The organism is Bosea vestrisii (assembly GCF_030144325.1).
GTDB classification, from domain to species: domain Bacteria; phylum Pseudomonadota; class Alphaproteobacteria; order Rhizobiales; family Beijerinckiaceae; genus Allobosea; species Allobosea vestrisii_A.
Genome location: NZ_CP126307.1, coordinates 686,725 through 712,665 on the forward strand (window position 1 = coordinate 686,725; position 25,941 = coordinate 712,665).

Annotated in this window: 27 protein-coding genes, 1 tRNA gene and 1 pseudogene; 17 read left to right on the plus strand and 12 right to left on the minus strand. The window is 66.4% G+C overall.

Translation table 11 applies throughout. The features are described 5' to 3' along the window. Positions 1 to 190 precede the first annotated feature (190 nt). On the minus strand, positions 191 to 1,183 hold the full coding sequence (locus QO058_RS03260; RefSeq protein ID WP_284170295.1) for a zinc-dependent alcohol dehydrogenase family protein: 993 nt from the start codon (positions 1,181 to 1,183) through the stop codon (positions 191 to 193). Between the two features lie 103 nt (positions 1,184 to 1,286). Here QO058_RS03260 and QO058_RS03265 point away from each other — a divergent pair, with 103 nt between their 5' ends. Then, positions 1,287 to 2,174: a LysR family transcriptional regulator gene (locus tag QO058_RS03265; protein WP_284170296.1), complete on the plus strand. Its 888-nt coding sequence runs from the start codon at positions 1,287 to 1,289 to the stop codon at positions 2,172 to 2,174. Positions 2,175 to 2,183: 9 nt separating this feature from the next. Here the strand turns inward: QO058_RS03265 and QO058_RS03270 are convergent, their stop codons facing one another. Both QO058_RS03270 and QO058_RS03275 read right to left on the minus strand, forming a co-directional pair. Next, positions 2,184 to 2,927: a nucleoside recognition domain-containing protein gene (locus QO058_RS03270; protein WP_284170297.1), complete on the minus strand. Its 744-nt coding sequence runs from the start codon at positions 2,925 to 2,927 to the stop codon at positions 2,184 to 2,186. Between the two features lie 17 nt (positions 2,928 to 2,944). Further along, the gene (locus tag QO058_RS03275; RefSeq protein WP_284170298.1) at positions 2,945 to 3,142 is read right to left on the minus strand and encodes a hypothetical protein; all 198 of its coding nucleotides are present in this window, start codon (positions 3,140 to 3,142) and stop codon (positions 2,945 to 2,947) included. Positions 3,143 to 3,255: 113 nt separating this feature from the next. Here QO058_RS03275 and QO058_RS03280 point away from each other — a divergent pair, with 113 nt between their 5' ends. Together QO058_RS03280 and QO058_RS03285 are read left to right on the plus strand one after the other, a co-directional pair. Then, positions 3,256 to 3,708, plus strand: a complete 453-nt coding sequence (locus QO058_RS03280) for an Lrp/AsnC family transcriptional regulator (protein ID WP_284170299.1) — start codon at positions 3,256 to 3,258, stop codon at positions 3,706 to 3,708. Between the two features lie 430 nt (positions 3,709 to 4,138). Then, positions 4,139 to 5,104 (plus strand): tripartite tricarboxylate transporter substrate binding protein, encoded by a 966-nt coding sequence (locus QO058_RS03285; RefSeq protein WP_284170300.1) that lies wholly within the window; start codon positions 4,139 to 4,141, stop codon positions 5,102 to 5,104. Positions 5,105 to 5,279: 175 nt separating this feature from the next. On the opposite strand, the gene QO058_RS03290 is transcribed toward QO058_RS03285, so the two are convergent. The 3 genes from QO058_RS03290 to lipB all read right to left on the minus strand — a co-directional run bounded on the left by QO058_RS03290 (position 5,280) and on the right by lipB (position 7,964). Continuing rightward, the gene (locus QO058_RS03290) at positions 5,280 to 6,887 is read right to left on the minus strand and encodes a carboxyl transferase domain-containing protein (RefSeq protein ID WP_284170301.1); all 1,608 of its coding nucleotides are present in this window, start codon (positions 6,885 to 6,887) and stop codon (positions 5,280 to 5,282) included. 107 nt (positions 6,888 to 6,994) lie between these two features. Continuing rightward, entirely contained in the window at positions 6,995 to 7,195 is a 201-nt protein-coding gene (locus QO058_RS03295; RefSeq protein WP_181430334.1) for a hypothetical protein, read from the minus strand. A gap of 64 nt (positions 7,196 to 7,259) precedes the next feature. Then, on the minus strand, positions 7,260 to 7,964 hold the full coding sequence (lipB, locus tag QO058_RS03300) for a lipoyl(octanoyl) transferase LipB (protein ID WP_432212007.1): 705 nt from the start codon (positions 7,962 to 7,964) through the stop codon (positions 7,260 to 7,262). Between the two features lie 135 nt (positions 7,965 to 8,099). On the opposite strand from lipB, the gene QO058_RS03305 reads away from it, so the two are divergent. The 4 genes from QO058_RS03305 (at position 8,100) to QO058_RS03320 (ending at position 11,174) form a co-directional block, all read left to right on the plus strand. Next, positions 8,100 to 8,369, plus strand: a complete 270-nt coding sequence (locus QO058_RS03305) for a FliM/FliN family flagellar motor switch protein (protein ID WP_126110608.1) — start codon at positions 8,100 to 8,102, stop codon at positions 8,367 to 8,369. A 121-nt stretch (positions 8,370 to 8,490) separates the two neighbouring features. After that, positions 8,491 to 8,575 (plus strand) — tRNA-Leu (locus tag QO058_RS03310). A gap of 179 nt (positions 8,576 to 8,754) precedes the next feature. Further along, the gene (gene mgtE, locus QO058_RS03315; protein WP_284170302.1) at positions 8,755 to 10,161 is read left to right on the plus strand and encodes a magnesium transporter; all 1,407 of its coding nucleotides are present in this window, start codon (positions 8,755 to 8,757) and stop codon (positions 10,159 to 10,161) included. A 77-nt stretch (positions 10,162 to 10,238) separates the two neighbouring features. Then, positions 10,239 to 11,174, plus strand: coding sequence for a glycoside hydrolase family 25 protein (locus tag QO058_RS03320; RefSeq protein WP_284170303.1), 936 nt, complete (start codon positions 10,239 to 10,241; stop codon positions 11,172 to 11,174). A 4-nt stretch (positions 11,175 to 11,178) separates the two neighbouring features. Here the strand turns inward: QO058_RS03320 and QO058_RS03325 are convergent, their stop codons facing one another. Continuing rightward, positions 11,179 to 11,898: a CDP-alcohol phosphatidyltransferase family protein gene (locus QO058_RS03325; RefSeq protein WP_284170304.1), complete on the minus strand. Its 720-nt coding sequence runs from the start codon at positions 11,896 to 11,898 to the stop codon at positions 11,179 to 11,181. Between the two features lie 105 nt (positions 11,899 to 12,003). On the opposite strand from QO058_RS03325, the pseudogene QO058_RS03330 reads away from it, so the two are divergent. Continuing rightward, positions 12,004 to 12,780 (plus strand): annotated as a pseudogene (locus QO058_RS03330) (glycoside hydrolase family 25 protein); the annotation flags it as partial. 286 nt (positions 12,781 to 13,066) lie between these two features. After that, positions 13,067 to 14,062 (plus strand): CorA family divalent cation transporter, encoded by a 996-nt coding sequence (locus QO058_RS03335; RefSeq protein WP_284170305.1) that lies wholly within the window; start codon positions 13,067 to 13,069, stop codon positions 14,060 to 14,062. Between the two features lie 37 nt (positions 14,063 to 14,099). On the opposite strand, the gene QO058_RS03340 is transcribed toward QO058_RS03335, so the two are convergent. After that, positions 14,100 to 15,308: a cytochrome P450 gene (locus QO058_RS03340; RefSeq protein ID WP_284170306.1), complete on the minus strand. Its 1,209-nt coding sequence runs from the start codon at positions 15,306 to 15,308 to the stop codon at positions 14,100 to 14,102. A gap of 99 nt (positions 15,309 to 15,407) precedes the next feature. Between QO058_RS03340 and QO058_RS03345 the strand changes: the two genes are divergently transcribed. From QO058_RS03345 to QO058_RS03365, 5 genes are all read left to right on the plus strand, one after another. After that, positions 15,408 to 16,373 carry a LysR family transcriptional regulator gene (locus QO058_RS03345; RefSeq protein WP_284170307.1) on the plus strand — a complete coding sequence of 322 codons (966 nt, stop codon included), beginning with the start codon at positions 15,408 to 15,410 and terminating at the stop codon, positions 16,371 to 16,373. A gap of 143 nt (positions 16,374 to 16,516) precedes the next feature. Beyond that, a complete protein-coding gene (locus QO058_RS03350; protein ID WP_284170308.1) occupies positions 16,517 to 17,689 on the plus strand; it encodes an isovaleryl-CoA dehydrogenase in 1,173 nt (390 codons plus the stop codon). 190 nt (positions 17,690 to 17,879) lie between these two features. Further along, entirely contained in the window at positions 17,880 to 18,422 is a 543-nt protein-coding gene (locus QO058_RS03355) for a gamma-glutamylcyclotransferase family protein (RefSeq protein WP_432212008.1), read from the plus strand. 145 nt (positions 18,423 to 18,567) lie between these two features. Next, positions 18,568 to 19,077 carry a DUF3592 domain-containing protein gene (locus tag QO058_RS03360; protein WP_284170309.1) on the plus strand — a complete coding sequence of 170 codons (510 nt, stop codon included), beginning with the start codon at positions 18,568 to 18,570 and terminating at the stop codon, positions 19,075 to 19,077. Positions 19,078 to 19,178: 101 nt separating this feature from the next. After that, the gene (locus tag QO058_RS03365; protein ID WP_284170310.1) at positions 19,179 to 19,562 is read left to right on the plus strand and encodes a M48 family metalloprotease; all 384 of its coding nucleotides are present in this window, start codon (positions 19,179 to 19,181) and stop codon (positions 19,560 to 19,562) included. 34 nt (positions 19,563 to 19,596) lie between these two features. Here QO058_RS03365 and QO058_RS03370 read toward each other — a convergent pair whose 3' ends face one another. The 4 genes from QO058_RS03370 to QO058_RS03385 all read right to left on the minus strand — a co-directional run bounded on the left by QO058_RS03370 (position 19,597) and on the right by QO058_RS03385 (position 23,306). Continuing rightward, the gene (locus QO058_RS03370; protein WP_284170311.1) at positions 19,597 to 21,393 is read right to left on the minus strand and encodes an ABC transporter ATP-binding protein; all 1,797 of its coding nucleotides are present in this window, start codon (positions 21,391 to 21,393) and stop codon (positions 19,597 to 19,599) included. 410 nt (positions 21,394 to 21,803) lie between these two features. Then, positions 21,804 to 22,472: a DUF5701 family protein gene (locus tag QO058_RS03375; RefSeq protein WP_284170312.1), complete on the minus strand. Its 669-nt coding sequence runs from the start codon at positions 22,470 to 22,472 to the stop codon at positions 21,804 to 21,806. 240 nt (positions 22,473 to 22,712) lie between these two features. After that, positions 22,713 to 22,886: a hypothetical protein gene (locus tag QO058_RS03380; RefSeq protein ID WP_284170313.1), complete on the minus strand. Its 174-nt coding sequence runs from the start codon at positions 22,884 to 22,886 to the stop codon at positions 22,713 to 22,715. 9 nt (positions 22,887 to 22,895) lie between these two features. Then, on the minus strand, positions 22,896 to 23,306 hold the full coding sequence (locus QO058_RS03385; RefSeq protein WP_284170314.1) for a rhodanese-like domain-containing protein: 411 nt from the start codon (positions 23,304 to 23,306) through the stop codon (positions 22,896 to 22,898). A gap of 109 nt (positions 23,307 to 23,415) precedes the next feature. Here QO058_RS03385 and QO058_RS03390 point away from each other — a divergent pair, with 109 nt between their 5' ends. The 3 genes from QO058_RS03390 (at position 23,416) to QO058_RS03400 (ending at position 25,938) form a co-directional block, all read left to right on the plus strand. Next, positions 23,416 to 24,111: a DUF599 domain-containing protein gene (locus QO058_RS03390; protein ID WP_284170315.1), complete on the plus strand. Its 696-nt coding sequence runs from the start codon at positions 23,416 to 23,418 to the stop codon at positions 24,109 to 24,111. Positions 24,112 to 24,141: 30 nt separating this feature from the next. Further along, positions 24,142 to 24,423 carry a DUF3253 domain-containing protein gene (locus QO058_RS03395; protein WP_284170316.1) on the plus strand — a complete coding sequence of 94 codons (282 nt, stop codon included), beginning with the start codon at positions 24,142 to 24,144 and terminating at the stop codon, positions 24,421 to 24,423. Positions 24,424 to 25,155: 732 nt separating this feature from the next. Continuing rightward, entirely contained in the window at positions 25,156 to 25,938 is a 783-nt protein-coding gene (locus tag QO058_RS03400; RefSeq protein ID WP_284170317.1) for a glycosyltransferase, read from the plus strand. Positions 25,939 to 25,941 lie beyond the last annotated feature (3 nt).

Sequence of the window (25,941 nt, forward strand, 5' to 3'; positions counted from 1 at the left end):
AGCGCATCAGCCCGGTGCGGAGCGCGAACATGCCGCATTGCCCGTCCACCGCCGGCCGATCCGGACGGCGGCTTACGACTTGGCCCCACCCAAAGCGGACGTAACCTACGTCGGGCGTGGGTCGGAAGCAGAATACCGCACGAGGCGTCCAGCCCGGGCCGGCCCAGGCCGGAACGCCGCACTAGCCGGCCTACTGCACCTCGACGACGATCTTGCCGAACTGCTGGTTCGTTTCGAGATAGCGATGCGCCGCGACGATCTCGTCGAAGGCGAAGACCTTGTCGATCACCGGCTTGAGCGCGCCGCGCTTCAGCCCGTCGAGGATAAAGGCCTTGGCGCGTTCCAGCGCCTGCGGATCGCGCACGACCTCCTTGTACTGATAGCCGGCTAGCCGCAGGTTCTTCGCCAGCAGCGGGAAGAGCGGCAGCGGCGTCGGCTCCGGCGAGAGCGCGCCATAGGCGATGACGATGCCGTTCTGCGCCATGGCGCCGAAGACCTGCTCCAGCGCCGGCCCCGCGACCGGATCGAAGGCGACGCGGGCGCCCTGCCCGCCGGTATGCCTGGCGACGGCCTCCGCCAGATTCTCCTCCTGCGTGACGACGACATGCGCCGCGCCGACCTTGCTCAGCGCCTGCGCCTTCGCGCGCGTCCGCGTCGCCGCGATCGGGATCGCGCCGATGGCCCGCGCCGTCTGGATCGCCGCAATGCCGACGCTGCTCGAGGCTGCGGTGATCAGCACATATTCGGCGACCTTCAATCCGGCGAGCTCGACCAGCGCGCCATAGGCGGTGACATGCGCCATCCAGAGCGCGGCGGCCTCGATGAAGGAGAGCTCCGCCGGATGCTTCACCGCGACGGCGGCCGGCACCGTCGCGACCTCACCATAGCTGCCCCAGCGCGTGATTGAGAGCGGCGGCACGATGCTGATCACATCGCCCTTGGCGAAGCCCTCGACGCCCTGCCCCAGTGCGGTGACGATACCGGCCGCCTCATAACCGAGGCGGGCCGGGAACACCGGCTCCTCGACATAGGGGCCGGAGCGGAACATCGACTCGGCCCGGTTGAGGCCGATCGCCTTGACCGCGATCTGCAACTCGCCCGGTCCCGGCGGCGCGGTCTCGACCTCCTCGATCCGCAAAACCTCGGGTTCGCCCTTCTCATGAAAACGAACGATACGCGGCATGGCTAGCTCCTCATCGATGATTGATGAGGGGGATATGGATTACTCGTGCATGGGCAATAAGTCGGCGTATGATCTCCACACCTGAAACAATCAGTGTGCAATCATGGATCGCCTGACCAGCATGGAGGTTTTCGTCAGGACGGTGGAGGCAGGCTCGCTCACCGCCGCCGGCATCAGCCTCGGCCTGTCCTCGCAAATGGTCGGCAAGCATCTGCGATTCCTCGAAGAGCGCACCGGCGCACGCCTGCTGCACCGGACGACACGGCGCCAGAGCCTGACCGAGATCGGCTCAGCCTATTACGAGCGCTGCAAGCTCGTCCTGGCCGAAGCGGAGGCGGCCGACGCGATCGCGCAGAACCTGCGCGCCACCCCACGCGGCAAGCTCCGGATCAACGCCCCGCTCAGCTTCGGCGCCCACAGTCTGACGCCGGCGCTGACCCGCTACATGCAGCGCTTTCCCGAGGTCAGCGTCGAACTGACGCTCAGCGACCGTGTCGTCGACCTTACCGAGGAAGGCTATGACGCGGTGATCCGCATCTCGCCTTTGAAGGATTCAGGCCTGATCGCCCGCGCGCTGAAGCCCTACCAGCTGATCGCTTGCGCCTCCCCGGCCTATCTCGCGCAGCGCGGCACGCCGAAGGTGCCGGCGGATCTCGCCAGCCATGAATGCCTCGGCTTTGCCTATTGGGCCGCCCCGCCTCTGTTCGACTGGGAGTTCACCGGTCCCTCCGGCATCGAGCGCGTCAGCGTGCGCAGCCAGTTCCTGGTCAATAACGGCCAGGCGCTGCGCCAGGCGGCGCTCTCAGGCTTCGGCATCACTCTCCAAGCGGAGGATATGCTGCGCGAGGACCTCGCTAGCGGCCGCTTGGTCCAGGTGCTGCCGAACTACGGGGCTCCGACGCGCCCGATACACATCGTCTTCATGCCGGACCGCCGCCCGACTCCGAAGCTGCGCAGCTTCGTCGACTTCGTCGTCGCCGAGTTCGGGTGACCCCGGCGGCTAGGACCGGCTCGCAGAATCGCTCGGCGCGATGGACGTGTCCGAGAACCGGTCGAGAACAAAAGCGACCGCCGCCGTCGCAGCGATTGCGAAGGCCAGCCGTCCGAACAGCACGGTGGTCAGGTCGGCGCCCAGGGCGACCACGACCAGCGTATCCTCGATCAGGCTGTGGGCGAAGCCCATGAAGACGCTGGCGAGGAAGACCTGCCGTGGTTCGATCGGCTGCCGGCGCACCTCCGCCAGCATCAGCCCGCTGCCATAGGAAATGCCCAGCAACAGGCCGACGGTGGTGAAGGGCAGCGCCTCCTCGCGCAGGCCGACCAGCCGGAACAACGGGGCGAGAGCCTTGTAGAGCACGTCGAGAATGCCGGCCGCCCTGAGCAGTTCCATCGCCCAGGACAAGGCAAGCAGGACCCCGAGCATCACCACGAGCGTCTTGGCGGTGCCATAGGCGAAGCCGATCCAGCCGCCCTCGCCCGCCATGGGTTTCCAGACCGGGGCGATCGGCTGCGACAGCCAGCCCGTCGCGGCAAAGAGCTGATGCAGCAGCGCGGCGAAGGCCATTGCGCCGGCGATGCGCAGGATCGACGTCGTCCAGAAGCTCGGCCCGGCCCTGGCGACGATGCGCTGCTCGACCGGAATGGCATGCGCCATCAGGAGCAGGGTCGAGAACACGGTCATGTCGGCGGTGCTGAGCGCCGTCATCGGCACGAGCGTGAACAGGACGACCACAGCGCCCCACATCCCGACCAGCAATCCCGTCAGCCAGGCCAGCGCCAGCTCGGGGGCAGGCCAAACAGCCCCATCGCCGGCGCGAGCCAGGGCGCTACGGCCTTGATCACGCCGAGTTCGGTCAAAGCCTGCGTCGCCACGGCGATCGGAACCATGATCACCACCAGCTCGCGGTAGACGGTCAGCGTCTCCAGTGTCTTGCGGTAAAACTGGGTTTGCAGCGGCATCGGCAGCGGTCCTCGATTGACGCCGGAAAATTAGCGCCAACGCATGCTCAGCGGTGGTCAAAATCGTCGACTTCGTGCAATTTTATTGCACGGCAAGCGAAGGGATGGCCGCGATGGATCGCATCGACAGGAAGCTGCTCAACCTGCTCCAGGCCGACGCCTCGCGCACCAATGCGCAATTGGCGGACGAGGTAGGGCTGGCGCCGTCAAGTTGCCTGCGGCGGATCCGGCGGCTGGAAGCGGCCGGGCTGATCCTGCGCACCGTCGCGATCCTCGACCTCGCTAAGGCCGGCAAGAGCCTGAAAGTGATCATCGCCGTCGAGCTCACCCGGCATGACGAGCCGAGCCGGCGACAGTTCCTCGAGCAGGCGGCACGCCAGCCGGCAATCGTCCAGGCCTATGGCGTCACCGGCCAGACCGACGTGATCCTGATGCTGCGCGTGGCCGACATGGACGAGTTGACGGCGCTGTGCGAGCTGCTGTTCGGCGAAGGCAGCAATGTGACCCGCTACTACACCATGGTCGTCAACAAGACCGGCAAGGAGACGACGGCGGTTCCCCTGTGATCCGGGATGATGAGCCAGGAGTCATACAGTGAAGACTTGGATGATTGGCGTGGCGGTCGTTCTTCTCATCTGTCTCGCGGCAGTCGCACTCCGCCTGCTTGCGGACTTCGCGGATATCCCCTGCCAGGATGGCGTCTGGGACAACGTCAAGAAGACCTGCGTGCCCACGTGAGGTCACGCAGCCCAGGCCTTCGCGGATAGCCGATCCCAGGTATGGCCTCGCAGCCAGGAGCTCGACTTGGCGCCGAGCGGCTCTGACCAGTCGCGCTTCCCGGTTTTCAGACACCTTCCCGACGTCAACCAGGACCAGAGCCATGCGGGCAAGCACTACATTATCCTGCATACAAAATTCCGCATACACCCTTGTCGCCTCCGCGCGAGGGCTTTACTCTTGCATGCAAGAACAAGCGACAAGCATGGGAGGAGTATGATGATGGGTTTCCGCAAGCTCGCGCTGGCCTTGGGCGCGCTCGCCATCGGCGCAGCGCCAGCCTTCGCCTTCCCGGATCGGCCGGTGCAATTGATCGTGCCCTGGGCGGCCGGCGGCGGCATGGATTCGGTCATGCGGATCTTCGCCAACGGGCTCGAGGCCGAGCTGAAGCAGCCGGTCAACGTCGTCAACCGCACCGGCGGAGGCGGCATCACCGGCCACACCGCGATCGCGACCGCCACGGCGGACGGCTACACCATCGGCGGTGCCAGCCCGGAGATCTCGTTCTTCAAGTCGCTCGGCCTCGGCGAGCTCACGCCGGATTCAATCGACATGTTCTCGCGGGTGTCGCTGATCCCGGCCGGCATCACCGTCAAGGCCGACAGCCCGTGGAAGACCGCAGCCGACTATCTCAAGGCGGTGAAGGACAGCCCGAAGGGCTCGATCATGGCGTCGGGCACCGGCGTCGGCGGCTCCTGGCACATCGCCTCGGGCGGCATCCTGAAGGCCGCCGGTATCGCCCCCGACGCGGTGCGCTGGGTGCCGAGCAATGGCGGCGCCCCTGCGTTGCAGGACCTCGTCGCCGGCGGCCTGCAGGTCTTCACCGGTTCGCCGATCGAGGCCAAGGCGATGCTCGACGCCGGACGGGTGCGCACCATCCTGCTGATGACCGAGGAGCGTCACCCGAACTTCCCGGACGTGCCGAGCGCCAAGGAGGCGGGCCTCGACTGGACCTACCAGAACTGGTTCGCACTCGCCGCGCCCAAGGGCGTCCCGGCCGACCGCCGCAAGATCCTGTTCGACGCCGCCCAGCGCACCATGCAGCGCGAGGATGTCCGCAAGGGCATGGCCGATCGCGGCATCACCCCGGTCTGGGACAAGCCGGAGGAATTCGCCGCGTATGTGAAGGCCTTCACCGAGCGCGGCAACGGCGTGCTGAAGGAACTGGGGCTGACCAAGAACTGACGAAGCGCGCCATATCCCCTCTCCCCTTGCGGGAGAGGGTTAGGGTGAGGGGTCGCGCGACGCTGATCGTGAACCCAGCGCCGCATTTCCCAGAGCTTTCAAGACCTGCGCGACCCCTCATCCGGCCCTGCGGGCCACCTTCTCCCGCAAGGGGAGAAGGGAGAGGCGGCTCGCCTCACATCCTGAACACGCCGAACCGCGTCTCCGGCACCTCGGCGTTGAGGCAGGCGGAATAGGCGAGCGCCAGCACGCGGCGGGTCTCGGAGGGCAGGATGATGCCGTCGTCCCAGAGCCGGGCGGTGGCGTAATAGGGCGAGCCCTCGGCCTCGATCTTGTCGCGGATCGGCGCCTTGAAGGCCTCCGCATCCTCAGCCGTCCAGGGCTTGCCCTCGGCTTCGAGATTGTCGCCGCGCACGGTCGCGAGCACGCTCGCCGCCTGCTCGGCGCCCATCACCGAGACCTTCGAGTTCGGCCAGGCGAACAGGAAGCGCGGCGAGTAGGCGCGCCCGCACATGCCGTAATTGCCGGCGCCGAACGAACCGCCGACCAGCACGGTGATCTTCGGCACCCGCGCCGAGGCGACCGCCGTCACCAGCTTGGCGCCGTCCTTGGCGATGCCGCGCGTCTCGGCCTCGCGGCCGACCATGAAACCGGTGATGTTCTGCAGGAAGAGCAGCGGGATGCGGCGCTGGCAGCAGAGCTCGATGAAATGCGCGCCCTTGAGTGCGCTCTCCGAGAACAGGATGCCGTTATTGGCGATGATGCCGACCGGGATGCCGTGGATACGGGCGAAGCCCGTGACCAGGGTCGAGCCGTAGAGCGGCTTGAACTCGTCGAGCTGCGAGCCGTCGACCAGCCGGGCGATGATCTCGCGGGCGTCGTATTGCTTCTTGAGGTCGGTCGGCACCACCGATTCGAGCTCGTCGGCGCCATAGAGCGGCTCGACCGGCTCGGCGATATCGATGTCCGGCCGCTTGACGCTGTTGAAATTGCTGGCGATCCGCCGCGCGATCGCGAGCGCATGGGTGTCGTCGCCGGCATAGTGGTCGGCGACGCCGGACAGCCTGGCATGGACGTCGGCGCCACCGAGGTCCTCGGCCGAGACGACCTCGCCGGTCGCGGCCTTCACCAGCGGCGGGCCGCCCAGGAAAATAGTGCCCTGATTCCTGACGATGACCGTCTCGTCCGACATCGCCGGCACATAGGCGCCGCCGGCGGTGCACGAGCCCATCACCACGGCGACCTGCGGGATGCCGAGGCCAGACAGGGTCGCCTGATTGTAGAAGATCCGGCCGAAATGCTCGCGGTCGGGAAAGACCTCGGTCTGGTGCGGCAGGTTCGCGCCGCCCGAATCGACCAAATAGATGCAAGGCAGACGGTTCTCGCGCGCAATCTCCTGGGCGCGCAGATGCTTCTTCACCGTCATCGGGTGGTAGGTGCCGCCCTTGATGGTGGCGTCGTTGCTGACGACCATCACCTCGCGCCCGGCGACACGGCCGATGCCCGCGATCATGCCGGCGCCGTGCACTTCCTTGTCGTACATGTCGAAGGCGGCGAGCGCGCCGATCTCGAGGAAGGCCGAGCCGGGATCGAGCAGACGCAGCACGCGCTCCCGCGGCAGAAGCTTGCCGCGCGACGTGTGGCGCTCGCGCGAGCGGGCATTGCCGCCGAGCGCGGCGGTCGCGCGCCGCTCCGTCAACTGCTCGCGCAGCACGCTCCAGGCTTGCGTGTTGGCGCGCGCCTCGGCCGAATTGAGATCGACCTTGCTCTCGATGATCGCCACGGCGCGCTCCCTCACGACAACTCTTCAGTGCGGGTTATGGCGCGCCGCGCCCAAAAGGCAAACAGGCGACGGCGCGCAGATGCGCCGTGCGTGATTCTGCCGAAACGCTATTCGCGCATGCGCTTGACCGAACCGGTCACGGTTGGAGCTGCGAACGCGCCAATCGCCCCACCCGCGACGGCGCCGATCGGCCCGCCGACGATCGCCCCGGTGCCTGCACCTGCAGCGGCGCCCGCAATGCGCTCTTCGGTGGTTGAGCAGGCTGAAAGCAGGGCTGCCAGGCAGCCCGCGAAGATGAACCTCGTCATCGTCGTCCCCGTGGTTGATATCACGAGGCAAGCATCCGGGCTGATGGTCAACGCAAGGTAAACGTCAGGAAACGGCGACAGTCGGGCCAAAGACCCGCTCGAACTCGGCCCGCAGCGCGCTGTCGACCTCCGGCATCGTCACCGGCAGGCCGAGATCGACCAGCGAAGTCACGCCCTGGTCGGAGACGCCGCAAGGCACGATGCCGTCGAAATGCATCAGCTCAGGTTCGACATTGAGCGAGATGCCGTGGAACGAGACCCAGCGCCGGACGCGGATGCCAAGCGCCGCGATCTTGTCCTCGGCATCCGCTCCCTTCTCCGGCCGGCGCACCCAGACGCCGACACGCTCCTCGCGCCGCTCGCCGCGGATATTGAAGGCGGCGAGCGTACCGATCAGCCAGGCTTCCAGCGCCGAGACGAAACGGCGCAGATCCGGCTCGCGTCGCTTCAAATCAAGCATGACATAGGCGACGCGCTGGCCGGGCCCGTGATAGGTGAACTGCCCGCCACGCCCGGTCCGGTGCACGGGGAAGCGCTCCGGGGTCAGAAGGTCCGCGTCCTTGGCCGAGGTGCCGGCGGTGTAGAGCGCGGGATGCTCGACCAGCCAGACGCGCTCGCGCGCCATGCCATCGGCGATCAGGGCGGCACGCGCCTCCATCTCGGCGACGGCCGCTTCATAGCCGACCGGCTCGTCGGCGATCACCCATTCGACCGGCTCTGAACCCGCCTCCGGCAGGAACGAGACCGACAGCGCCTCGCGCGTCTTCACTATGGCTTAACCTAGTTTGTTCAACTCTTGGCAACCGGTGCGGCGTCCGATCGCTTCGCCGCTGCTCATGCGCCGGTTTCCGCGTCGCTGGCAAGTTCGTGGAATCATTTTGAAGTAGGTCTGCGGAGGCGGGTTTTGAAGGCTGATCTCGATCACGTCGCGGTAGAGCTGACGGTGGTGCTCGGCTCGGCGCAGATGCCGATCTACAAATTGCTGCGCATGGGCCGCGGCGCGATCATCGAGCTCAACGCGACCGAGAACGACGAGGTCCAGATCCTCGCCAACAACCACCCCTTCGCCAAGGGCCATGTCGTCGTCGCCGGAACGCGAATCTCGGTCGAGATCACCGAGATGCTGAAGCGCCCGACCGTCTACTCGCTCGAGACCGTCGCCGACGCGGCCTGAGCCTTCTTCCCACAGCCGTTACGTTTTTCCTGATCGCAGCTCTTGTAGCCGGGAACTCGATTTGCTAGACCCGCGCCGCTCCGGAGTTCACCGCCAAAGCGCGGTGCCCTTAAGAGCCGCTGCGGTCATGGCGGAATTGGTAGACGCACTACCTTGAGGTGGTAGCGGGGAGACCCGTGGAGGTTCGAGTCCTCTTGACCGCACCAGTTTAGAGCGAGAGCTCGTGAAACGGCGATCCGCAAGGATCGCCGTTTTTCGTTTCGGATGCATCGAATCCGCTTTCGGTGCGTTGCCTTGTCGTGGCGGCACTGACACAAGGGCGCTGGCGCGTTCCGGCGCGACTCTCCTGCCCCGAATCCCCTCCCCTCGAATCGCGGAGCGACCCATGGCGGAAGCCGAGCACGCTCCGGACGAGACGCGGGAGCGCCAGGTCCGTGACGAGGACGGCGCGATCGATTCCGGCTTCGTCGAGCAGGTCTCGCAGGCCGTCCTGCTTTCCGACGTCACGACGCTGCGCAAGCTCGTTGCCGAACTGCACGAGGCCGATCTCGGCGACCTGATCGAGGCGCTCGATGCCGAGGAGCGGCCGAAGCTGATCTCCCTGCTCGGCAACGATTTCGACTTTGCCGCGCTGACCGAGGTCGATGACGCCGTCCGCGAGGAGATTCTCGAGGAGCTCTCGCCGGAGACGGTCGCCGAGGGCGTGCGCGATCTCGACACCGACGACGCGGTCTACATCCTCGAAGACCTCGACGAGGCCGACAAGCGCGAGATCCTGGACAAGCTGACGCCGGCCGAGCGGACGGTGCTGCAGCAGGGTCTCGACTATCCCGAAGACTCGGCTGGCCGGCGCATGCAGCCCGAGGTGATCGCTGTGCCGCCGTTCTGGACCGTCGGCCAGACCATCGATTTCCTGCGCGAGACCAAAGAGCTGCCTGAGCGCTTCTTCGAGATATTCGTCGCCGACCCCAGTCATCGTTTCGTCGGCACCGTCAGACTTGACCAGCTGTTGCGCACCCAGCGTCCGGTCAGCGTCGCCGATCTCGTCGAAGACGACCGCCGCGTCGTGCAGGCCACCGACGACATCGAGGACGTGGCGCGCATGTTCCAGCGCTACAACCTCGTCGCCGCGCCGGTGATCGACGCCGCCGGCCGGCTGGTCGGCGTCATGACCATCGACGACATCGTCGACGTGATCGAGGAAGCCGGCGACGACGACGTCAAGCAGCTCGGCGGCGTCGACGCGGAAGAGGAGATTTCCGACTCGGTGCGCCAGGTCGCGCTCGGCCGTTTTCGCTGGCGCTTCATCAGCCTGATAGCGGCCTTCGTCAGCGCTTCCGTGATGGCGATGTTCGAGGAGCAGCTCGGCAAGCTCGTCGCGCTCGCCGTGCTCGCCCCGATCGTCGCCAGCCAGGGTGGCAATGCCGCGACCCAGACGATGACCGTGGCGGTCCGCGCACTCGGCACCGGCGAGCTCGGCGGCTGGAACATGGGCCGCTTCTTCCGGCGCGAGATGATTGTCGGCGTGCTCAACGGCGTCGCCTTCGCGCTCATCACCGCATTGGTCGCCGGCTTCTGGTTCGGCAATCCCATGCTCGGCTCCGTGATCGGCCTCGCCATGGTCGCGACGTTGATCATCGCGGCGCTCGCCGGCGTCGCCGTGCCATTGGCGCTCGACAAGGCCGGCATCGATCCGGCGATCGCGTCCGGCACCTTCGTCACCACCATCACTGACGTGGTCGGCTTTTTCTCCTTCCTCAGCATTGCGACGCTGCTGCTGCGTCTGACCTGACATCCGCGGAAAAACCGGTAACGTAAACCGGGCGTCAAGCTTTCTCCTTAATTGTCCGAGAAATGACCGCCCGCCGCATGAAAACCCTTTCCCTCGCCCCTTTCGCGCTCCTCGCCGCCCTGACGGTTCTGGGCGGCTGCGTTGGGCTGGATAACTACCCGTCCAAGGGCGATGCACGCCCGCATCCCGGCGTCGAGGCTGCCAGGCAATACCCGATCCAGGGCATCGACATCTCGCGCTGGCAGGGCGAGATCGACTGGGCCTCGGTCAAGGCCGCCGGCACCCGCTTCGTCTACATCAAGGCGACCGAGGGCGGCGACCATGTCGATCCGGCTTTCCAGAGGAACTGGGAAGGCGCCCGCCGGGCCGGCGTGCCGCGTGGCGCCTACCACTTCGTTTACTGGTGCCGCCCGGCGCATGAGCAGGCGGTCTGGTTCAAGCAGCAGATCCCGAACGATCCCGACGCGCTGCCGCCGGTGCTCGACCTCGAATGGAACGGCCACTCCAAGACCTGCCCGAAGAAGGTCGAGCGCTCGCTGGCGCTGGAGAAGATCCGGCTGATGCTGACCGAGCTCGAGCAGCTCACCGGCAAGAAGCCGGTGATCTACACAGACATCACCTTCCACAAGGACATTCTGGAAGGCGAGTTTAACGACTACCCCTACTGGATCCGCTCGACCGCTGCGAAGCCAGAGGTCCGCTACAACAACCGGCCCTGGGCCTTCTGGCAGTTCACCACCACCGGCCGCGTCCCCGGCATCAGGGGCGATGTCGACCGCAACGCCTTTTACGGCAATGAAGGCGAGTTCACCGGCTGGCGCGAGGGCCGCTTCGACATCGGCACCCGCACCTGGACGCGCGAGCGCCGCGTGCCGCCGCAACCGAGCCCCGGCCCGGAGCATACGCCGGTGGCGACGATGCCGGGCGCCAGCAGGACAGTGGCCGCAGCCGCCTTCCAACCAGCGCCAATCGGCCAGGTCGTCGAAGACGAGCCGGCGCCGGAATCCGAGTAAGCGCCTATCCGCGCCGCACCCTGGCGCGCGCCAATCCCAATCCGACGAAATAGCAGGCCGCCAGCGCCAGCCCGGCCTTGCTCCAGGCATCCGGCGCCATTCCCTGCCAGATCGTAGCAACGGTCGCCGCGCCCCATAACGCCAGCACCGCCAGCGTCAGCCCGCGCCAGCGGCGCACCCGCACCGGGTGCACGAACACGACCGGCAGGAACATCAAGACAGTGGCGATCAGGATGACCAGCAGCGCCAGCCAGACCGGTGGCGTGAAGGCGACGATATAGAACACGACGATATTCCAGACTGCCGGGAAGCCGCGGAACCACCAGTCGTCGGTCTTCATGCCGGTGTCCGCGAAATAGAGCGCGCTCGCCAGCGTCACGATGAGGCCGGCGATGATCCCATAGGGCTGCGCCATCACCTCCGGCCGCAGCAGCATCGCTGCCGGCACGAAGACATAGGTGACGAAGTCGACGACGAGGTCGAGCTGCGCGCCGTCATAGCGCGTCGCCCGCTCCTTCACAGCGAAACGCCGAGCCAGCGGCCCATCGACCGCATCGACGACCAGCGCCACGCCCAGCCAGGCGAAGGCCTGCGCCAGGTCGCCCGTGAAAACCGCCTGGAGCGCCAGCAAGCCGAGCGCGGCGCCGAGCGCCGTCAGCACGTGGACGCCATAGGCCAGGACCCGGCTGCCCTTGTCTTTCCCCGCGCCCTCCGGGTCCTCCATCGCCAGCCTCCCGCCGGTTAACCAAGCCTGAAGCCGGCCACTCGAATGCTAACCACCTCTTAACTCGGCCGCCGCCTATCCTTTTCCCGCAAATGGGAGACAAGCATGGCGCGGCGCGCTGAGACCAGTCCAGAAGCGCGGCCAGCCACAGCTTTGCCCTTGCCGGCGTTTGCCGCGGCCATTCTCGGCCTGCTCTGCGCCGGGCCCGCACTGGCGCTCTACCCGAAGAAGGGCGATTCCTCCCCCCACGCCGGGGTGCGCGATGCACGCCAGCGCTCGATCCAGGGCATCGACATCTCGCGCTGGCAGGGCGAAATCGACTGGGCCAAGGTCAAGGACGCCGGCACTCGCTTCGCCTTCATCAAGGCGACCGAGGGCGGCGACCATCTCGACCCGAGCTTCCGGCGCAACTGGGCCGGAGCGAAGGCAGCTGGCGTGCCGCGCAGCGCCTACCACTTCGTCTACTGGTGCCGGCCGGCCAAGGACCAGGTGCGCTGGTTCAAACGCCACATCCCGCGCGACCCGGACGCTCTGCCGCCGGTGCTCGACGTGGAGTGGAACGGCGAATCCGCCAAATGCGGCAAGAAGATCCCGCGCGAGAAGGCGCTCGCCAAGATCCGAGAGATGCTCAGGGGCCTGCAGGAGCACACCGGCAAGAAGCCGATCATCTATACCGACATCACCTTCCACGAGGACGTGCTCGAAGGCGAGTTCAACGACTACCCCTACTGGCTGCGCTCGACCGCCGCCCCGCTCAAGCACCGCTATGAGCGCAAGCAGTGGGAGTTCTGGCAGTTCACCACCACCGGCCGCGTGCCCGGCATCACCGGCGACGTCGACCGCAACGCCTTCTTCGGCACGGAACGCGAATTCGCCGCCTGGCGCGACGGCCGCTTTGACATCGGCGCCCGCAAATGGCGCGGCGACGAGCCCAAGGTCGCCACCACGCCGAAGCCCCCCGGCCAGTCCCGCAGGACTGAGGACGCCGAAGGCTGCCGGCAACACGCCGCTGAAGTTCGCCCCGCCCGGCAAGATTCCGAAATCGGCGCAGGCACGCGACGTCGCCACGACAGGCTCGATCGACCGCGACTGACGACGAGCGTCGCAAAACCGTCATCTGACAGGCGCTGATGCGACATCAGCGTGCCAGCCAGAATGCGGAATACTAATGTTGCCGGACATCCAATCGCAGACGGGCATCGTCTGGGCCTACCGTTTCGACGCTAACGGCACGCCTGAACTGCTGCCGCGCGACGAAGTGCCGACGCTCGCGCCGGTAGAAGGCTTCGTCTGGCTGCATCTCGACCTCGTCCACACGAGGGCCCAGGCCTGGATCGATGAGCAGAGGGCTCTTCCGCCCGCGGCGCGCGAGCTCCTGCTCTCGCGGGAGACGCATCAGCGGCTCGACCATTCCGCCAGTCTGGTCTGGGGCATCGCCCATGACCTCACCCGCGACATTGTCGACCGCACCGACCATATCGGCACACTCGCCTGGGCCGTCGGCGAGCGCTTCCTGCTGACCGGCCGGCGCGAGGCACTGCAATCGATCCGCAAAGCCGTCGAGGCCCTCAATGCCGGCGAGCAGATCGCCTCTCCGGCCGAAATGTTCGAGCACATCATCGAGTACCTGATCGACGACGTCACCGACGCGGTCGTGCGGCTCTCCGACGAGACCGACAGCGTCGAGGACCAGATCCTGCTCGACAAGCTGGAGAACGGTCCACAGCGCGTCGGCTCCGTCCGCCGCTCCGCCGTGCAGTTGCACCGCCAGCTCGCCGGCCTTCACCTGCTGTTCCGGCGCTTCGCCGAGACGCCGTCGGGGCGCTCGGCCCCGGAAGCGATCCGGGCCAGTGCCTTGCGACTTCTGCTACGGGTCGACACGCTGCGCCAGGACATCCAGTCGGTGCAGGACCGGGCTCGCCTGCTGCAGGACGAGATTGCGGTGCGCTCCGCCAACCAGACCAACCGGCAGCTCTACGTGCTCTCTATCCTGACGGCGCTCTTCCTGCCGGCGACCTTCATCACCGGCCTATTCGGCATCAATGTGAAGGGGCTGCCCTGGGTGGAATCGGATCTCGGCGCCGAGATGGTCACAGTGGCCTGCCTCGCCGCCTCGATGCTGACCCTGTTCCTGCTGCGTCGGCGCGGAGTGATCGGGCGATAGCGGCGTTAGGCGCCAGTTCTGGATATCGATCTTGCCCTCAATCCTTGAACAAGGGCGTCCGGACATGTCCGGACGTGGCATAGGCCAACGATGCCGCGAGACGGTCGAGAGGCACGCGCCAGGCCAGCAGGTGGCCGACTGCGATCTCGACGAGCAGAGAGGCGGCCTTGTCCGCCGGGCAAGCGTGGGCGCCAGCGCCGAATTCGAAGGATTTCCGGTTCGCCCGCGCAATGTCGAGCCGATCGGGGTCGGGGTTGAGCGTGGGATCGCGGTTGGCCGCCGCCAGCAGGACGATGATCATCTCGCCCTGGCGCAGCCTGTGACCGGCGATCTCGCCATCGCGCGCCATGAAGCGAAAAGTGCTGCTGGTCACGGTGTCGTGCCGCGCCACCTCCGCAATGAGCGGACGCAACAAGGCCTTGTCGGCGTCGACCTTCGTGCACAACGCCGGATCTCGCGCCAGCGCGAGAAGGGTCGATCCGATCAGCGACGCGGTCCCGGCATAGCCCTGGATCATGTAGCCAATGGCGTTGACGATCACATCCTTGTCGTCGCATCCGAGGCGCGTCGCCTCCCGGATCAGCGCATCGAAGAGCGGCCCTCGCCGCTCGGGGTCGTCCGCTAGCGTGCCCACAAGGTCCAGCAGCGCTTTCGCGCCGCGATGCCCGCGCGCGATCATCTCGGGTGTCGCTGTCGGGATTCCGGTTCCGACAGCCGCTGCGGCGGCGCCATAATCGCCGAGCCAACCCATGACGTCGCCGAAGTGCCTCTGGGGGATGCCGAGCAGGCGAGCGATGACTTGCACCGGCAGCGCGAACATGAACCGGGTGATCCAGGCTTTGTCACGGACCGGCCCCAGCTCGTCATAGAGTTCGGCCGCACGCCCCCGCGCAATATCCGACACCTGACGAAGGTCGATGCTGGCCAAAGCGCCCGCTACCGCGTCCTTGAGGTTGCCGTGTGCCTCATCGTCGCGCAGCCGCACAAGCCGACCGAAAATTTCGGCTGCTGCGCCGCCGCGTAGCGCCTCTGGGACCGGCTCGCTCAAAGGACGGGTGAGACAGACCGGACTGGCCAGGACCTCGGCGACGGACGCGGCGCTCGCAGCCACCCACCAGCCATTGATCTCGTCTCGGAAGAACGGCCGCTCTCGCGCGAGACGGGCATAATAAGGGTACGGATCCGGATGAGACGGCGCCGCGCGAACATGGGCGGGATCACCGTCTGTCGAAGTCATCACCTGCATCTCTGGACACCATCCGGTTCGCGCCTCGCGCCTTCGTAATGCTGCTTGCGGGGCCATCTGTCGAAGTCATAGTATCGCTAGTGCCGATCAGCTTTTTGCATGAGCATGGACAGCGAAGCCCTCGAGACCTTTGTCACCATCCATCATGCCAACGGGTTTTCCCGCGCCGCTGAAATCCTCGGCCGCTCCCAACCGGCGATCAGCCGGCGCATCGCGCTGCTGGAGGGCGAACTCGGCGTGCCGGTGTTCGAGCGAGCTGCGGGTGGAGTGGTGCTCAGTGAAGCAGGCGGAGTGCTACTGCCCCATGCCGAACGCGTGCTGGCCGCGCTGCGCGATGCGCAGAGCGCGATCGAGGCGATGCGCACGGGCGATGCCGGCCATGTCGCGCTCGTCACCGTCGGCACGCTTGCTGGATCGAACCTCACCGCGGTGCTGAAACGCTTCACAGCCGATCACCCTGGAATCGATCTGTCGATCAGCACCGCCACGAGCGCCGAGGTCAGCGAGCTGGTGAGGCGTGGCGAAGCCATGATCGGACTGCGCTATCTTCTCGATGTCGCGCCCGACCTCGTCTGCGAGCATATCGCGTCGGAAACCATGGCCGTCGCATGTGCCCCCGAACATCCTTTCGCCGGCACGTCCCTGGCGTCGATGTCGGCCTTGCGCGACGAGCGCTGGTTCGCCTTCCGCAATGCCTACGATCTACGCGAAAGCTTCGCGGACAACATATTCGCACAGTTTCAGGCATGCGGGATCGGCGAGATCCGCTGGACGCCCGTCGACAGCCTCAACGCGATGAAGCGATTGGTCGAGGCTGGCCTTGGCCTCGCGCTATTGCCGGAAAGCGCGATCGAGGAGGAGCTGCGCACCGGTTCGCTGGCCACCATCGTGATCTCTGACCTCAAGGTGGCCAATCCCGTCTATGCCGTCATTCGCCGAGGTGGCTATCTCAGTCCCGCCACTCTCAATCTGCTGTCGCTCCTGAGAAGTGAAGCGGGCCTCGTCAATCGCTCGACTGTGCGGGACGCGAACCGACCACCGCAGGCAGCTCGGCTACCCACGTAAAGCGATCGCTCGCATTGCCCTGCTCCATTTCCTTCGCGGCACTTGCGCATCGGTGCAGAGCCATCTGTCGCCGCGTGCCCACTGACTTAGGCTCCAACCGCGCTATAACCGGGCAAACGCCCTATCCAAGCCGGGAGGACATCATGCTCGCCAACGCGCCCCGCCCCTTCAACTTCGACCTCGGCGAGACTGCCGATGCGATCCGCGACACCGTCCATGCCTTCGCGCAGGAGAAGATCGCGCCGCGCGCCGAGGAGATCGACAAGACCAACCAGTTCCCGCGCGATCTCTGGCCGCAAATGGGCGCGCTCGGCCTGCACGGCATCACCGTCCCGGAGGAATATGGCGGCGCCGGCCTCGGCTATCTCGAGCATTGCGTTGCGATCGAGGAGGTCTCGCGTGCCTCGGCCTCGGTCGGCCTCAGCTACGGCGCTCATTCCAATCTCTGCGTCAACCAGATCGCCCGCAACGGCAACGCCGCCCAGAAGGCGAAGTACCTGCCCAAGCTGATCTCCGGCGAGCATGTCGGCGCGCTCGCCATGTCCGAGCCCGGCTCCGGTTCCGATGTCGTCTCGATGCGGACCAAGGCGGTGAAGAAGGGCGACCGCTATGTCCTGACCGGCAACAAGATGTGGATCACCAACGGCCCGATCGCCGAGACTCTGGTGGTCTACGCCAAGACCGATCCGGAGGCCGGCTCGCGCGGCATCACCGCCTTCCTGATCGAGAAGGGCATGAAGGGTTTTTCGACCCATCAGAAGCTCGACAAGCTCGGCATGCGCGGCTCCGACACCTGCGAGCTCGTCTTCGAGGAGTGCGAGGTTCCCGAGGAGAACGTGCTCGGCTCGGTCGGCCGCGGCGCCAACGTGCTGATGAGCGGGCTCGACTATGAGCGCGTCGTGCTCTCGGCCGGTCCGCTCGGCATCATGCAGGCGGCGATGGACATCGTCCTGCCCTATATCCACGAGCGCAAGCAGTTCGGCCAGTCGATCGGCGAGTTCCAGCTCGTCCAGGGCAAGGTCGCCGACATGTATGTCGCGATGAACTCGTGCAAGGCCTATGTCTACGCCGTCGCCAAGGCCTGCGACCGTTCCGAGACCACCCGCGAGGACGCCGCCGGCGCCATTCTGATCGCCGCCGAGAAGGCGACGCAGCTGGCACTCGACGCGATCCAGCTGCTCGGCGGCAATGGCTATATCAACGACTACCCGACCGGCCGCCTGCTACGCGACGCCAAGCTCTACGAGATCGGCGCGGGAACCAGCGAGATCCGGCGCATGCTGATCGGCCGGGAGCTGTTCAACAAGACGAAGTGAGGGGGCGCGACGCTTTCTTCCTTCTCCCGGATGGGAGAAGGTGGCGCGGAGCGCCGGATGAGGGCCTGCCCTAACCGCAGAAGGCGCAGCGGCCGTTGCGTTTCAATAATCAGCGGCGGTCCCTCACCCCTGCCCCTCTCCCATACGGGAGAGGGGTTTCCCCGCGCTCTGCGACCAAGCGAACGAGCCTATGCCCCTCTACTTCGCCTACGGCCTGAACATGGACGTCGCCGGCATGGCCCAGCGCTGCCCACGCTCGAAGGCGCTCGGCCTCGCCTGTTTGCCGCGCCATCGCTTCATCGTCACCACCGACGGCTATGCCTCGGTGGTCCGCGACCCGCGCGAGAGCGTCCAGGGCGTGCTCTGGGATTGCGCGCTCGGCGACATCCGCACGCTCGACAAGTTCGAGGAGCTCGCCAGCGGGCTCTATGTGAAGATCAGCCAGCCGGTCATCGTCGAGGGCGGCGCGAAGCGGGCGCTGATCTATGTCGGGCGCAGCGGCACGCCCGGAAAACCCAGGCCCGGCTATCTTGAACAAGTCGTCGCCGCAGCGAAAGAGCGGGCCTTGCCAGAGGCTTACATCGCCGGCATGACTCAGTTTCTGAGCAAGCCTATTCTCGATCTGAAGTCCTTGAATCAGGATGCCATCGAAGCGCTGCCGCCCGGCCCGGTCGCCGGCGTCAGGCCGCGTGCCGCAGCTCCGACAAATCCAACCGGCAAACGGTCCGAATAGTTTCAATTCTCGAAAGAGTGACGCTGACGCATGCGCGCCATGCGCGAGCCCTCCACGGCTGCGAAAGCCGCGCTGGCCGGGACAGGCGGGAGGCGTCCGGACAGGATCCGGGCTCCTTTCCCGAACTGTCTCGATGGAGGCCCCAATGAGCGGAATCGTCGGCTGGATCACCGGCAAGATCAAATGGCTGCTGCTGATCGCAGCGATCGGCGGGCCGGTCCTCGCCTTCTTCAGCTGGCAGGATGGCGAACGCGTCAGGACGATTGCGGCGAAGGGCATCGAGGCGCAGGCCTCGGTCGAGGGCGCGACCCGCACCAAGCGCCGCCGCGGCGGCACCAGCTATTCCGTCGACCTCGCCTGGAAGGATGCGACCGGCAAGGACCGCACTGCCGAAAAGATCTCGGTCTCGACCGAGTTCGCCAGCCGCATCATCAGAAACGACAAGCTCACCGTCGACACGCTGAAGATCAAATACCTGCCGGACGAGCCCGGCAAGGACGCGGTGATCATCGCCGACGACGCCGCCAAGCAGGCCGACCAGGACAGCGAGATGATCTATGTCGGCGCCGGAGCCGGTGTGATCGGCGTCATCGGCTCGGCGCTGTTCTTCCTGCTCGGGCGTCGTCGCTCGCAAAGTGAAGAGCAGGCCGCCTGAGGCAGAGCCGTCACGTGCTTTCGCGCCGCTATCCTGCAAGGATGGCGGCGCCAGGCGTTGGTCCGGTGCAGGCTGGTTGCGCCTCTCGGGGAGCGAGATCGATGAAGCTCGTCAGTGCTGCCGCTATCCTGCTGCTCTTTGTCACCCCGCTCGCCGAAGCAGCCCTTGCCCGCTCGCCGGAAACACCGGCGCCACCGCTGACCTGCGGTGGTGACGAGCCCTATTGGAGCCTGAAGCTCGGGGCCGACGGCAAGGCCCGCTTCTCCGATGGCGACGGCGAGGCCACCATTTCCCCCTTCATCCTGCAGCAGAGCCGCAATACGACGCTGATCGCGGGCGTCACCTTCGGGTTGAAGGCCGAGATCCGCGCCGTCATCGGCCACGAGGCCTGCTCCGCAACCAACGGCGACGACGACAGGCCGATGACGATCTCGGTCTGGTACAAGGACGGACTGCTGTCCGGCTGTTGCCAGCCGGACAGCTAGAGCATTTCCCTATTCAGGGGTGGAACTGGTGGCCTTACGCCACCAACCCCTTGGCGAGCTCGCTGACCTGCTTCTCGAACAGCGCCCGGTAGATGCCGCCGTCATGGGTCAGCAGTGTCTCATGCCGGCCCTCTTCCACGACCTCGCCGCGGTCGAAGACCAGGATGCGGTCCATGGCGCGCACCGTCGAGAGCCGGTGCGCGATGACGATGGTGGTGCGGCCTTCCATCAGCCGCTCCATCGCCTCCTGGATCAGCGCCTCCGATTCCGAATCGAGGCTCGAGGTCGCCTCGTCCAGGATCAGGATCGGCGCGTCGGCCAGGAAGGCGCGTGCCAGCGCCACCCGCTGCCGCTCGCCACCCGAGAGCTTGACGCCGCGCTCGCCGACGAGCGTGCCGTAGCCCTTGGGCAGGCGCATGATGAACTCATGCGCATTGGCGAGCTTCGCCGCCTGCTCGATCTGCGCCATGCTGGCGCCGGGCCGGCCATAGGCGATGTTCTCCGCCAGCGAGCGGTGGAACAGCACCGGCTCCTGCTGCACGATCGCGATCTGCGCCCGCAGTGAGGTCTGCGTCGCCGAGGCGATGTCGCGCCCGTCGATGGCGATGCGTCCGTCGGTGACGTCGTAGAGCCGCTGCACCAGCTTGACGAAGGTTGTCTTGCCGGAGCCGGAGCGCCCGACCAGGCCGACCTTCTCACCGGCTTTGATCGTCAGCGAGAAGTCGCGATAGAGCGGCTCGATGTGGCCTCCATAGTGGAAGGTCACCTGCTCGAAGGCGATCTCGCCGGCGGTCACGTCCATCGCCGTCGAACCCGGACGATCCGGCACGCCGAAGGGCAGCGCGTGCATCGCCACCATCTCCTCCATGTCGTTCACCGAACGCTGGAGATTGTGGACGTGCTGGCCGACATCGCGCAGATAGCCATGCACCACGGCATAGCTGGTCAGAACGAAGGCGACGTCGCCGGGCGTGGCCTGGCCATTGGCCCAGAGCCAGATCACCAGCCCGATCACCGCAGCGCGCAGCGCCAGCAGCACGATCTGCTGCGCCGTCCCCGACCAGGTTCCGCGCACCCAGGTCCGCCGCGTCCGCCCGGCCCACTTGGCCAGCACGCCGGTCAGGCGCTGGTCCTCGCGAGCCTCGGCGCCGAAGGCCTTGACCACCGGATTGCACGAGATCGAGTCGGCCAGCGCGCCGCCAAGCCTGGTGTCCCAGCTGTTGGCGAGCATCGCCGCCGGCGCGACGAAGCGCAGCGACAGCAGCATCGTCACGACGCAGTAGATCACTGCGCCGGCCAAGACGACCGCACCCATCGCCGGCCAGTGCCAGGCCAGCAGCATGGTCGTGCCGAGCAGCACGATCAGCGACGGCAGCAGCGCGATCACGATCGTATCGGTGAGCAGGTCGAGCGCCCACATGCCACGCGTGATCTTGCGCACTGTCGAGCCGGCAAAGTTGTTGGCGTGCCAGTCGGTCGAGAAGCGCTGCAGGCGCGCAAACGCCTCCTGCGCCACGTCGCCCATGGTGCGCAGCGTCATTGCGGTGATGCCGATGAAGGACAGGTGCCGGAAGAACACCGTGCCCGCGCCGAGCGCGATCATCATGGCGAGCGCCGCAAGCGCGGCGTCGAGCCCGCTTGCCCGTTCGCCGGCGACCGCATCGACCAGCCGCCCGGCATAGAGCGGCATGAACAGGTCGGCAGCGGTCGCCGCCATCACGGTGAGGACCACACCGGCGACGCGCCAGCGTTGGCGGCCCCAATGTGAAAAAGTGAAGCCGAGAACGGCCCGGAACGGCTCTTGCCGTTCCTTCTTGGGAGAAAGAGACATGAAAGCATCCGGCCCCGACGAGACCGGCTCCAAATTCAGGCGAAGCGCGACAAGGGTCGTCGCTTCAGAAAACGCGATTGGAAATTTTGGCTCGGGCTGCCGAAGAGGCGGGCCTCGTGCGGAACCGACCTAGTGGTGGCGGGTCCGCATGGCGGGAGCGACGATGGTATTGAAACGCATTCAGCCCTCCCTTTCCTGAGTTGGAGCCAAGGCGGACAACATGCCGCATGCCCGCTTATTGTGCAAGCCGCGTTCAATGCATGGGGCGGTTGCAGCCAAAACTGATCGGGCTTCGCATTGCCGTCACGATGTTTGGCGACGCGCGCATGGGATTCGCGTGCCATTCTGTCCTTCTCCGCTCGAAGGAGAAGGTGGCAACGCGAAGGCTGACGGATGACGGCAGGGTTGCTTCAAGCAGCCAGCCCGACGCTCACCTTAGCGCCACCGAGGCGGAGGGCGGCGGAAGCTGAGCCCAGCCAGGTGTGAACGTTCCTGTCCCAGCACCAACCCAGGCGCGGTCGCCCCTTGCTGAACCAGATCGACGGTATTCGCTGATCGCCTGCTTTCCGCGAGCCGGCCATTTGAATGCAGTTGTAGTTCTTTTTGTCCGTCAGCAATTCCGGATGTTGCATCGTGAGGGCAACCCCCTCCTCCATCGTCAAAGGCGTTCTGCTGCGCCGCTCGATGATGGCCAAGGATTCCTCCGGGCTGACATTCAGGAGATCACGCCCGGTATCGATGTCGAGAAGGAGATAGAACTCACCGCGGGGAAGGTGAATTCGGTCGATCACGTGAAAGGCGTCAGGTGACAGGGGCGTCATCTCTACGACGCCAGTTGCCGATTTCGCCTCGATCCGCGCCATAGCATCCGCGAGGCTCACAAGGCCGGGGCGAAAGGCGACGCACAAAGGAATGTTGCCCGAGGTGGGAATCTCTCCGGCAGAATCGAGCGACGAGGCGAGTCCCTCCACGCTCGTGAGGAAATCGGCTTGCGTAACGCCGCACAGCGCGTGAAATCCGCTATCCAGGAGCGTCTTCGCTTGGCGTTCGAGAACGGAGTTGAGCTGGCGGGCGGTCATAAGGGCTACAATCCTGCGATGACATTGCGCGGACCCGTTCTCGGATCCCCGCCCCCAATCTAGGGGTCGGGAGAGAAGGTTTCACGTTGCCATTGTGTTCGCAGATCGCAGCTCGCCGCCCGAAGTGCGTAACGCATCGAGCCCTCGCTGAACTGCCCTCATCCCCAGGCGTCCGTAATGCGCAGCCTCAAGTGCCGATCTCGGGTCGACGCGAGATCGATGGGAGAGCAGCGCGCGCCCTCACCACAACATTGCCAGCAACCTCATTCCGATCACCAGCAGGAACGCCGCGATGATCGTGGCCAGCACGCGCTGGCGCTTCGCCCGGTCCGGGAACTGCCTGGCGATCAGGCGGCCGAGCGGCTTGCGGAACAGGAAGGCGATGACCGCCAGGACGATGATGAAATGGGACAAGCGCCGGTCTCAGCCCTGCTTCGGCTCGGGCGCGTCGAAGGGCGCACCGGCCTTCTTCCAGGCACCGAAGCCGCCGGCGACGTGCGCGACCGGCTTCAGCCCCATGTCCTGCGCCGTCTTGGCGGCGAGCGCCGAGCGCCAGCCGCCGGCGCAGAAGAAGACGAACTGCTTGTCCTCCTGGAAAACCGGCTTGGCATAGGAGCTTTCCGGATCGATCCAGAACTCCAGCATGCCGCGCGGGCAGTGGAAGGCGCCGGGCATGCGCCCTTCCCTCTCGAGCTCGCGCGGATCGCGCAGGTCGACGAAGACGGTATCGTCCCGCCCGACCAAGGCTTGCGCCTCCTCGACCGACAGCGTCTTGACCGCAGCTTCCGCCTCCGCCAGCAGCGCCTTGTAGCCCTTGGTGATCGTGTGCGGCATCGCCGGTCCTCCTGCGCGAGGCCGGCAAAGTGGCGGCTGCCGGGCCCAGCGTCAATCGCGGGCTTGCCGGCGCGCGCCGGCCTCGCCAATCTGCGGCCAGGAGGGGCTCATGGCCGGATTCGGGACGCTCGACCTCATCGCCATCGCCTTCTTCGCCGCCGCCTGGATCGGCTATCTGCTGGCCGTCGAGATCGGTCCGCACTCCAGGCTCAGCCTGAACACGCTGATGAACCAGCGCCGCGAGCGCTGGATCATGGAATCGGTGAAGCGCGAGAACCGCATCATCGACACGCAGGTGATGAACGGCCTGCAGAACGGCACCGCCTTCTTCGCCTCGACCTCGCTGATCGCCATCGGCGGCTCGCTGACGCTGCTGCAATCGGCCGATCGCGTCGTCCAGGTCTTCGCCGACCTGCCCTTCGCCACCACGACGACCCGCGCAGCCTGGGAGATCAAGGTGATCGGGCTCGCGGTGATCTTCGCCTATGCCTTCTTCAAGTTCAGCTGGAGCTACCGGCTGTTCAACTATTGCGCCATCCTGATCGGCGCGATCCCGTCATGGACCGAAGCCGACAAGCCGGAGACGATCGCCGCGGCGCGCGAGGCGGTGGCGATGAACGTCGTCGCAGGGCTCCACTTCAACCGCGGCCAACGAGCCTTCTTCTTTGCGCTGGCCTATCTCGGCTGGTTCATCTCGCCCTGGCTCTTCCTGATCGCCACCGCGGCGGTGCTGACTGTGATGTGGCGCCGGCAATTCGCCTCGGATTCGGCCGCCGCGGTCGGTGCGGGACGCCGCAAAGCTTGACGAAACCCGTCGCTGCGCTCAGCAAGCGGCATGATCACACCGACAGATGACGAGCTCGCCGAGACGATCCTGCGCTTCACCACCGAGCGGAGCGACCGGACGACCTCGCCGATGGATATCGCCCGCGCCATCGGCGGCGACCATCCCGATGGCTGGGGCCCGCTGATGCAGCCGATCCGCCGGGTCGCCGTGCAGTTGATGAAGGACGGCAAACTGGTGATCACCCGAAAAGGCCGCCCGGTCGATCCCGACGATTTCCGCGGCGTCTATCGCCTGCGCCTGCCGGGGCATGATGAGGCCAGCCAAGACTAGGCCGCCCGCGGCAATCAGCGTCCTTCGCGCCGCGACGACGGTCTTCGGACCGCGGTAGAGCGCGTCTGCTTTGTGCTGTCTGGGATGGTCGAGGAGGACGTCCGGAGCCGTGCGACGAGCTCGCAAAGAGCGGTTTCATCTGCAGCGGAGAGCGGCCCGGAGATGCATCTGCCTCTTGCCACTATCATCGTCTAACGCGCCTGGGGGCTTGCGGCAAGCCCCCTCCATGTCCTAGGAACGCTGCCCTCGGCCTGAACCTCAGGCCAAAGGGAGTAGCAAAATGCGCGTATTGTTATCGACTTACGGCTCGCGCGGCGATGTCGAACCGCTCGTGGGGCTTGCCGTGCAATTGCAGATTCTCGGCGTCGAGGCCGTGGTGTCTGCCCCGCCGGATCAGGAATTCGTCGACCTGCTCGAACGGGCAAACGTGCCGTTGGCGCCGGCTTTCCTGCCGATCCGGCAATGGGTGAGCGAGCGGGCAAAGCCTGCGTCGACTGCGGACTTCCACACGCTCGCCTCCGACATGATGGCTGCGCAATTCGCCGCCATCGGGGCAGCGGCCGAGGGTTGCGACGCGATCGTGGCGACCGGCCTGTTCCCGTCTGCAAGTGCTGCACGATCGGTCGCCGAATTGGGGGCCTCTCTTACAGCCACGTCACCTTCTGCCCGCTCTTCCTGCCGTCGCACCAACATCGGCCGTTCCCCTATCCGGGCCATCCCTTGCCGCCGGACGTGGCCGACCATCGCGAATTGTGGGATTTCAACGCGCGGACCATCAACGCCTTGTTCGGCGAGGCGCTTGGGTCGCACCGCGCGGCGATCGGCCTGCCGCCGGTCGATAATGCCCGCGATCACGTCTTCACGGACCGGCCGCTCCTGGCATCGGACCCGGTCCTGTGGCCGTGGCGGCCGACGGACCTCTGCGACGCCATTCAGACAGGCGCCTGGATACTGCCTGACAACCGCCCGCTTCCAGCGGAGCTGATGGCCTTCCTGGAGGCGGGCGAACCGCCGATCTATGTCGGTTTCGGCAGCATGTTCATGCAGTCGGCAAAGGATGCCGCCCGCGTGGCCATCGAGGCGATCCGGGCGCAGGGCCGCCGCGCGGTCGTGCTGCGAGGCTGGGCCGATCTCGCACTGGGCGACGACGTGGAGGATTGCTTCATCACCGGCGACGTCAACCAGCAGGCGCTGTTTCCCCGGATGGCGGCCGTCATGCACCACGGCGGCGCCGGTACGACGACGGCGGCAACCCGGGCGGGCGCGCCGCAAGTGGTCGTCCCGCAGATCGTCGACCAGCCCTACTGGGCTGGCCGGGTGGCGGGACTGGGCATAGGCGCTGCACATGACGGTCCAACGCCGACCTTTGAGTCGTTGTCGGCAGCGCTCGCCACGGCGCTGGCGCCCGACACTGGAGCACGGGCGACCGCCGTGGCGCGCACGATCCGCAGCGACGGCGCGGAAGTCGCCGCGAAGCTGCTGGTCGACGCGATTGGCGGGAAATCACTGCGCTAGGCA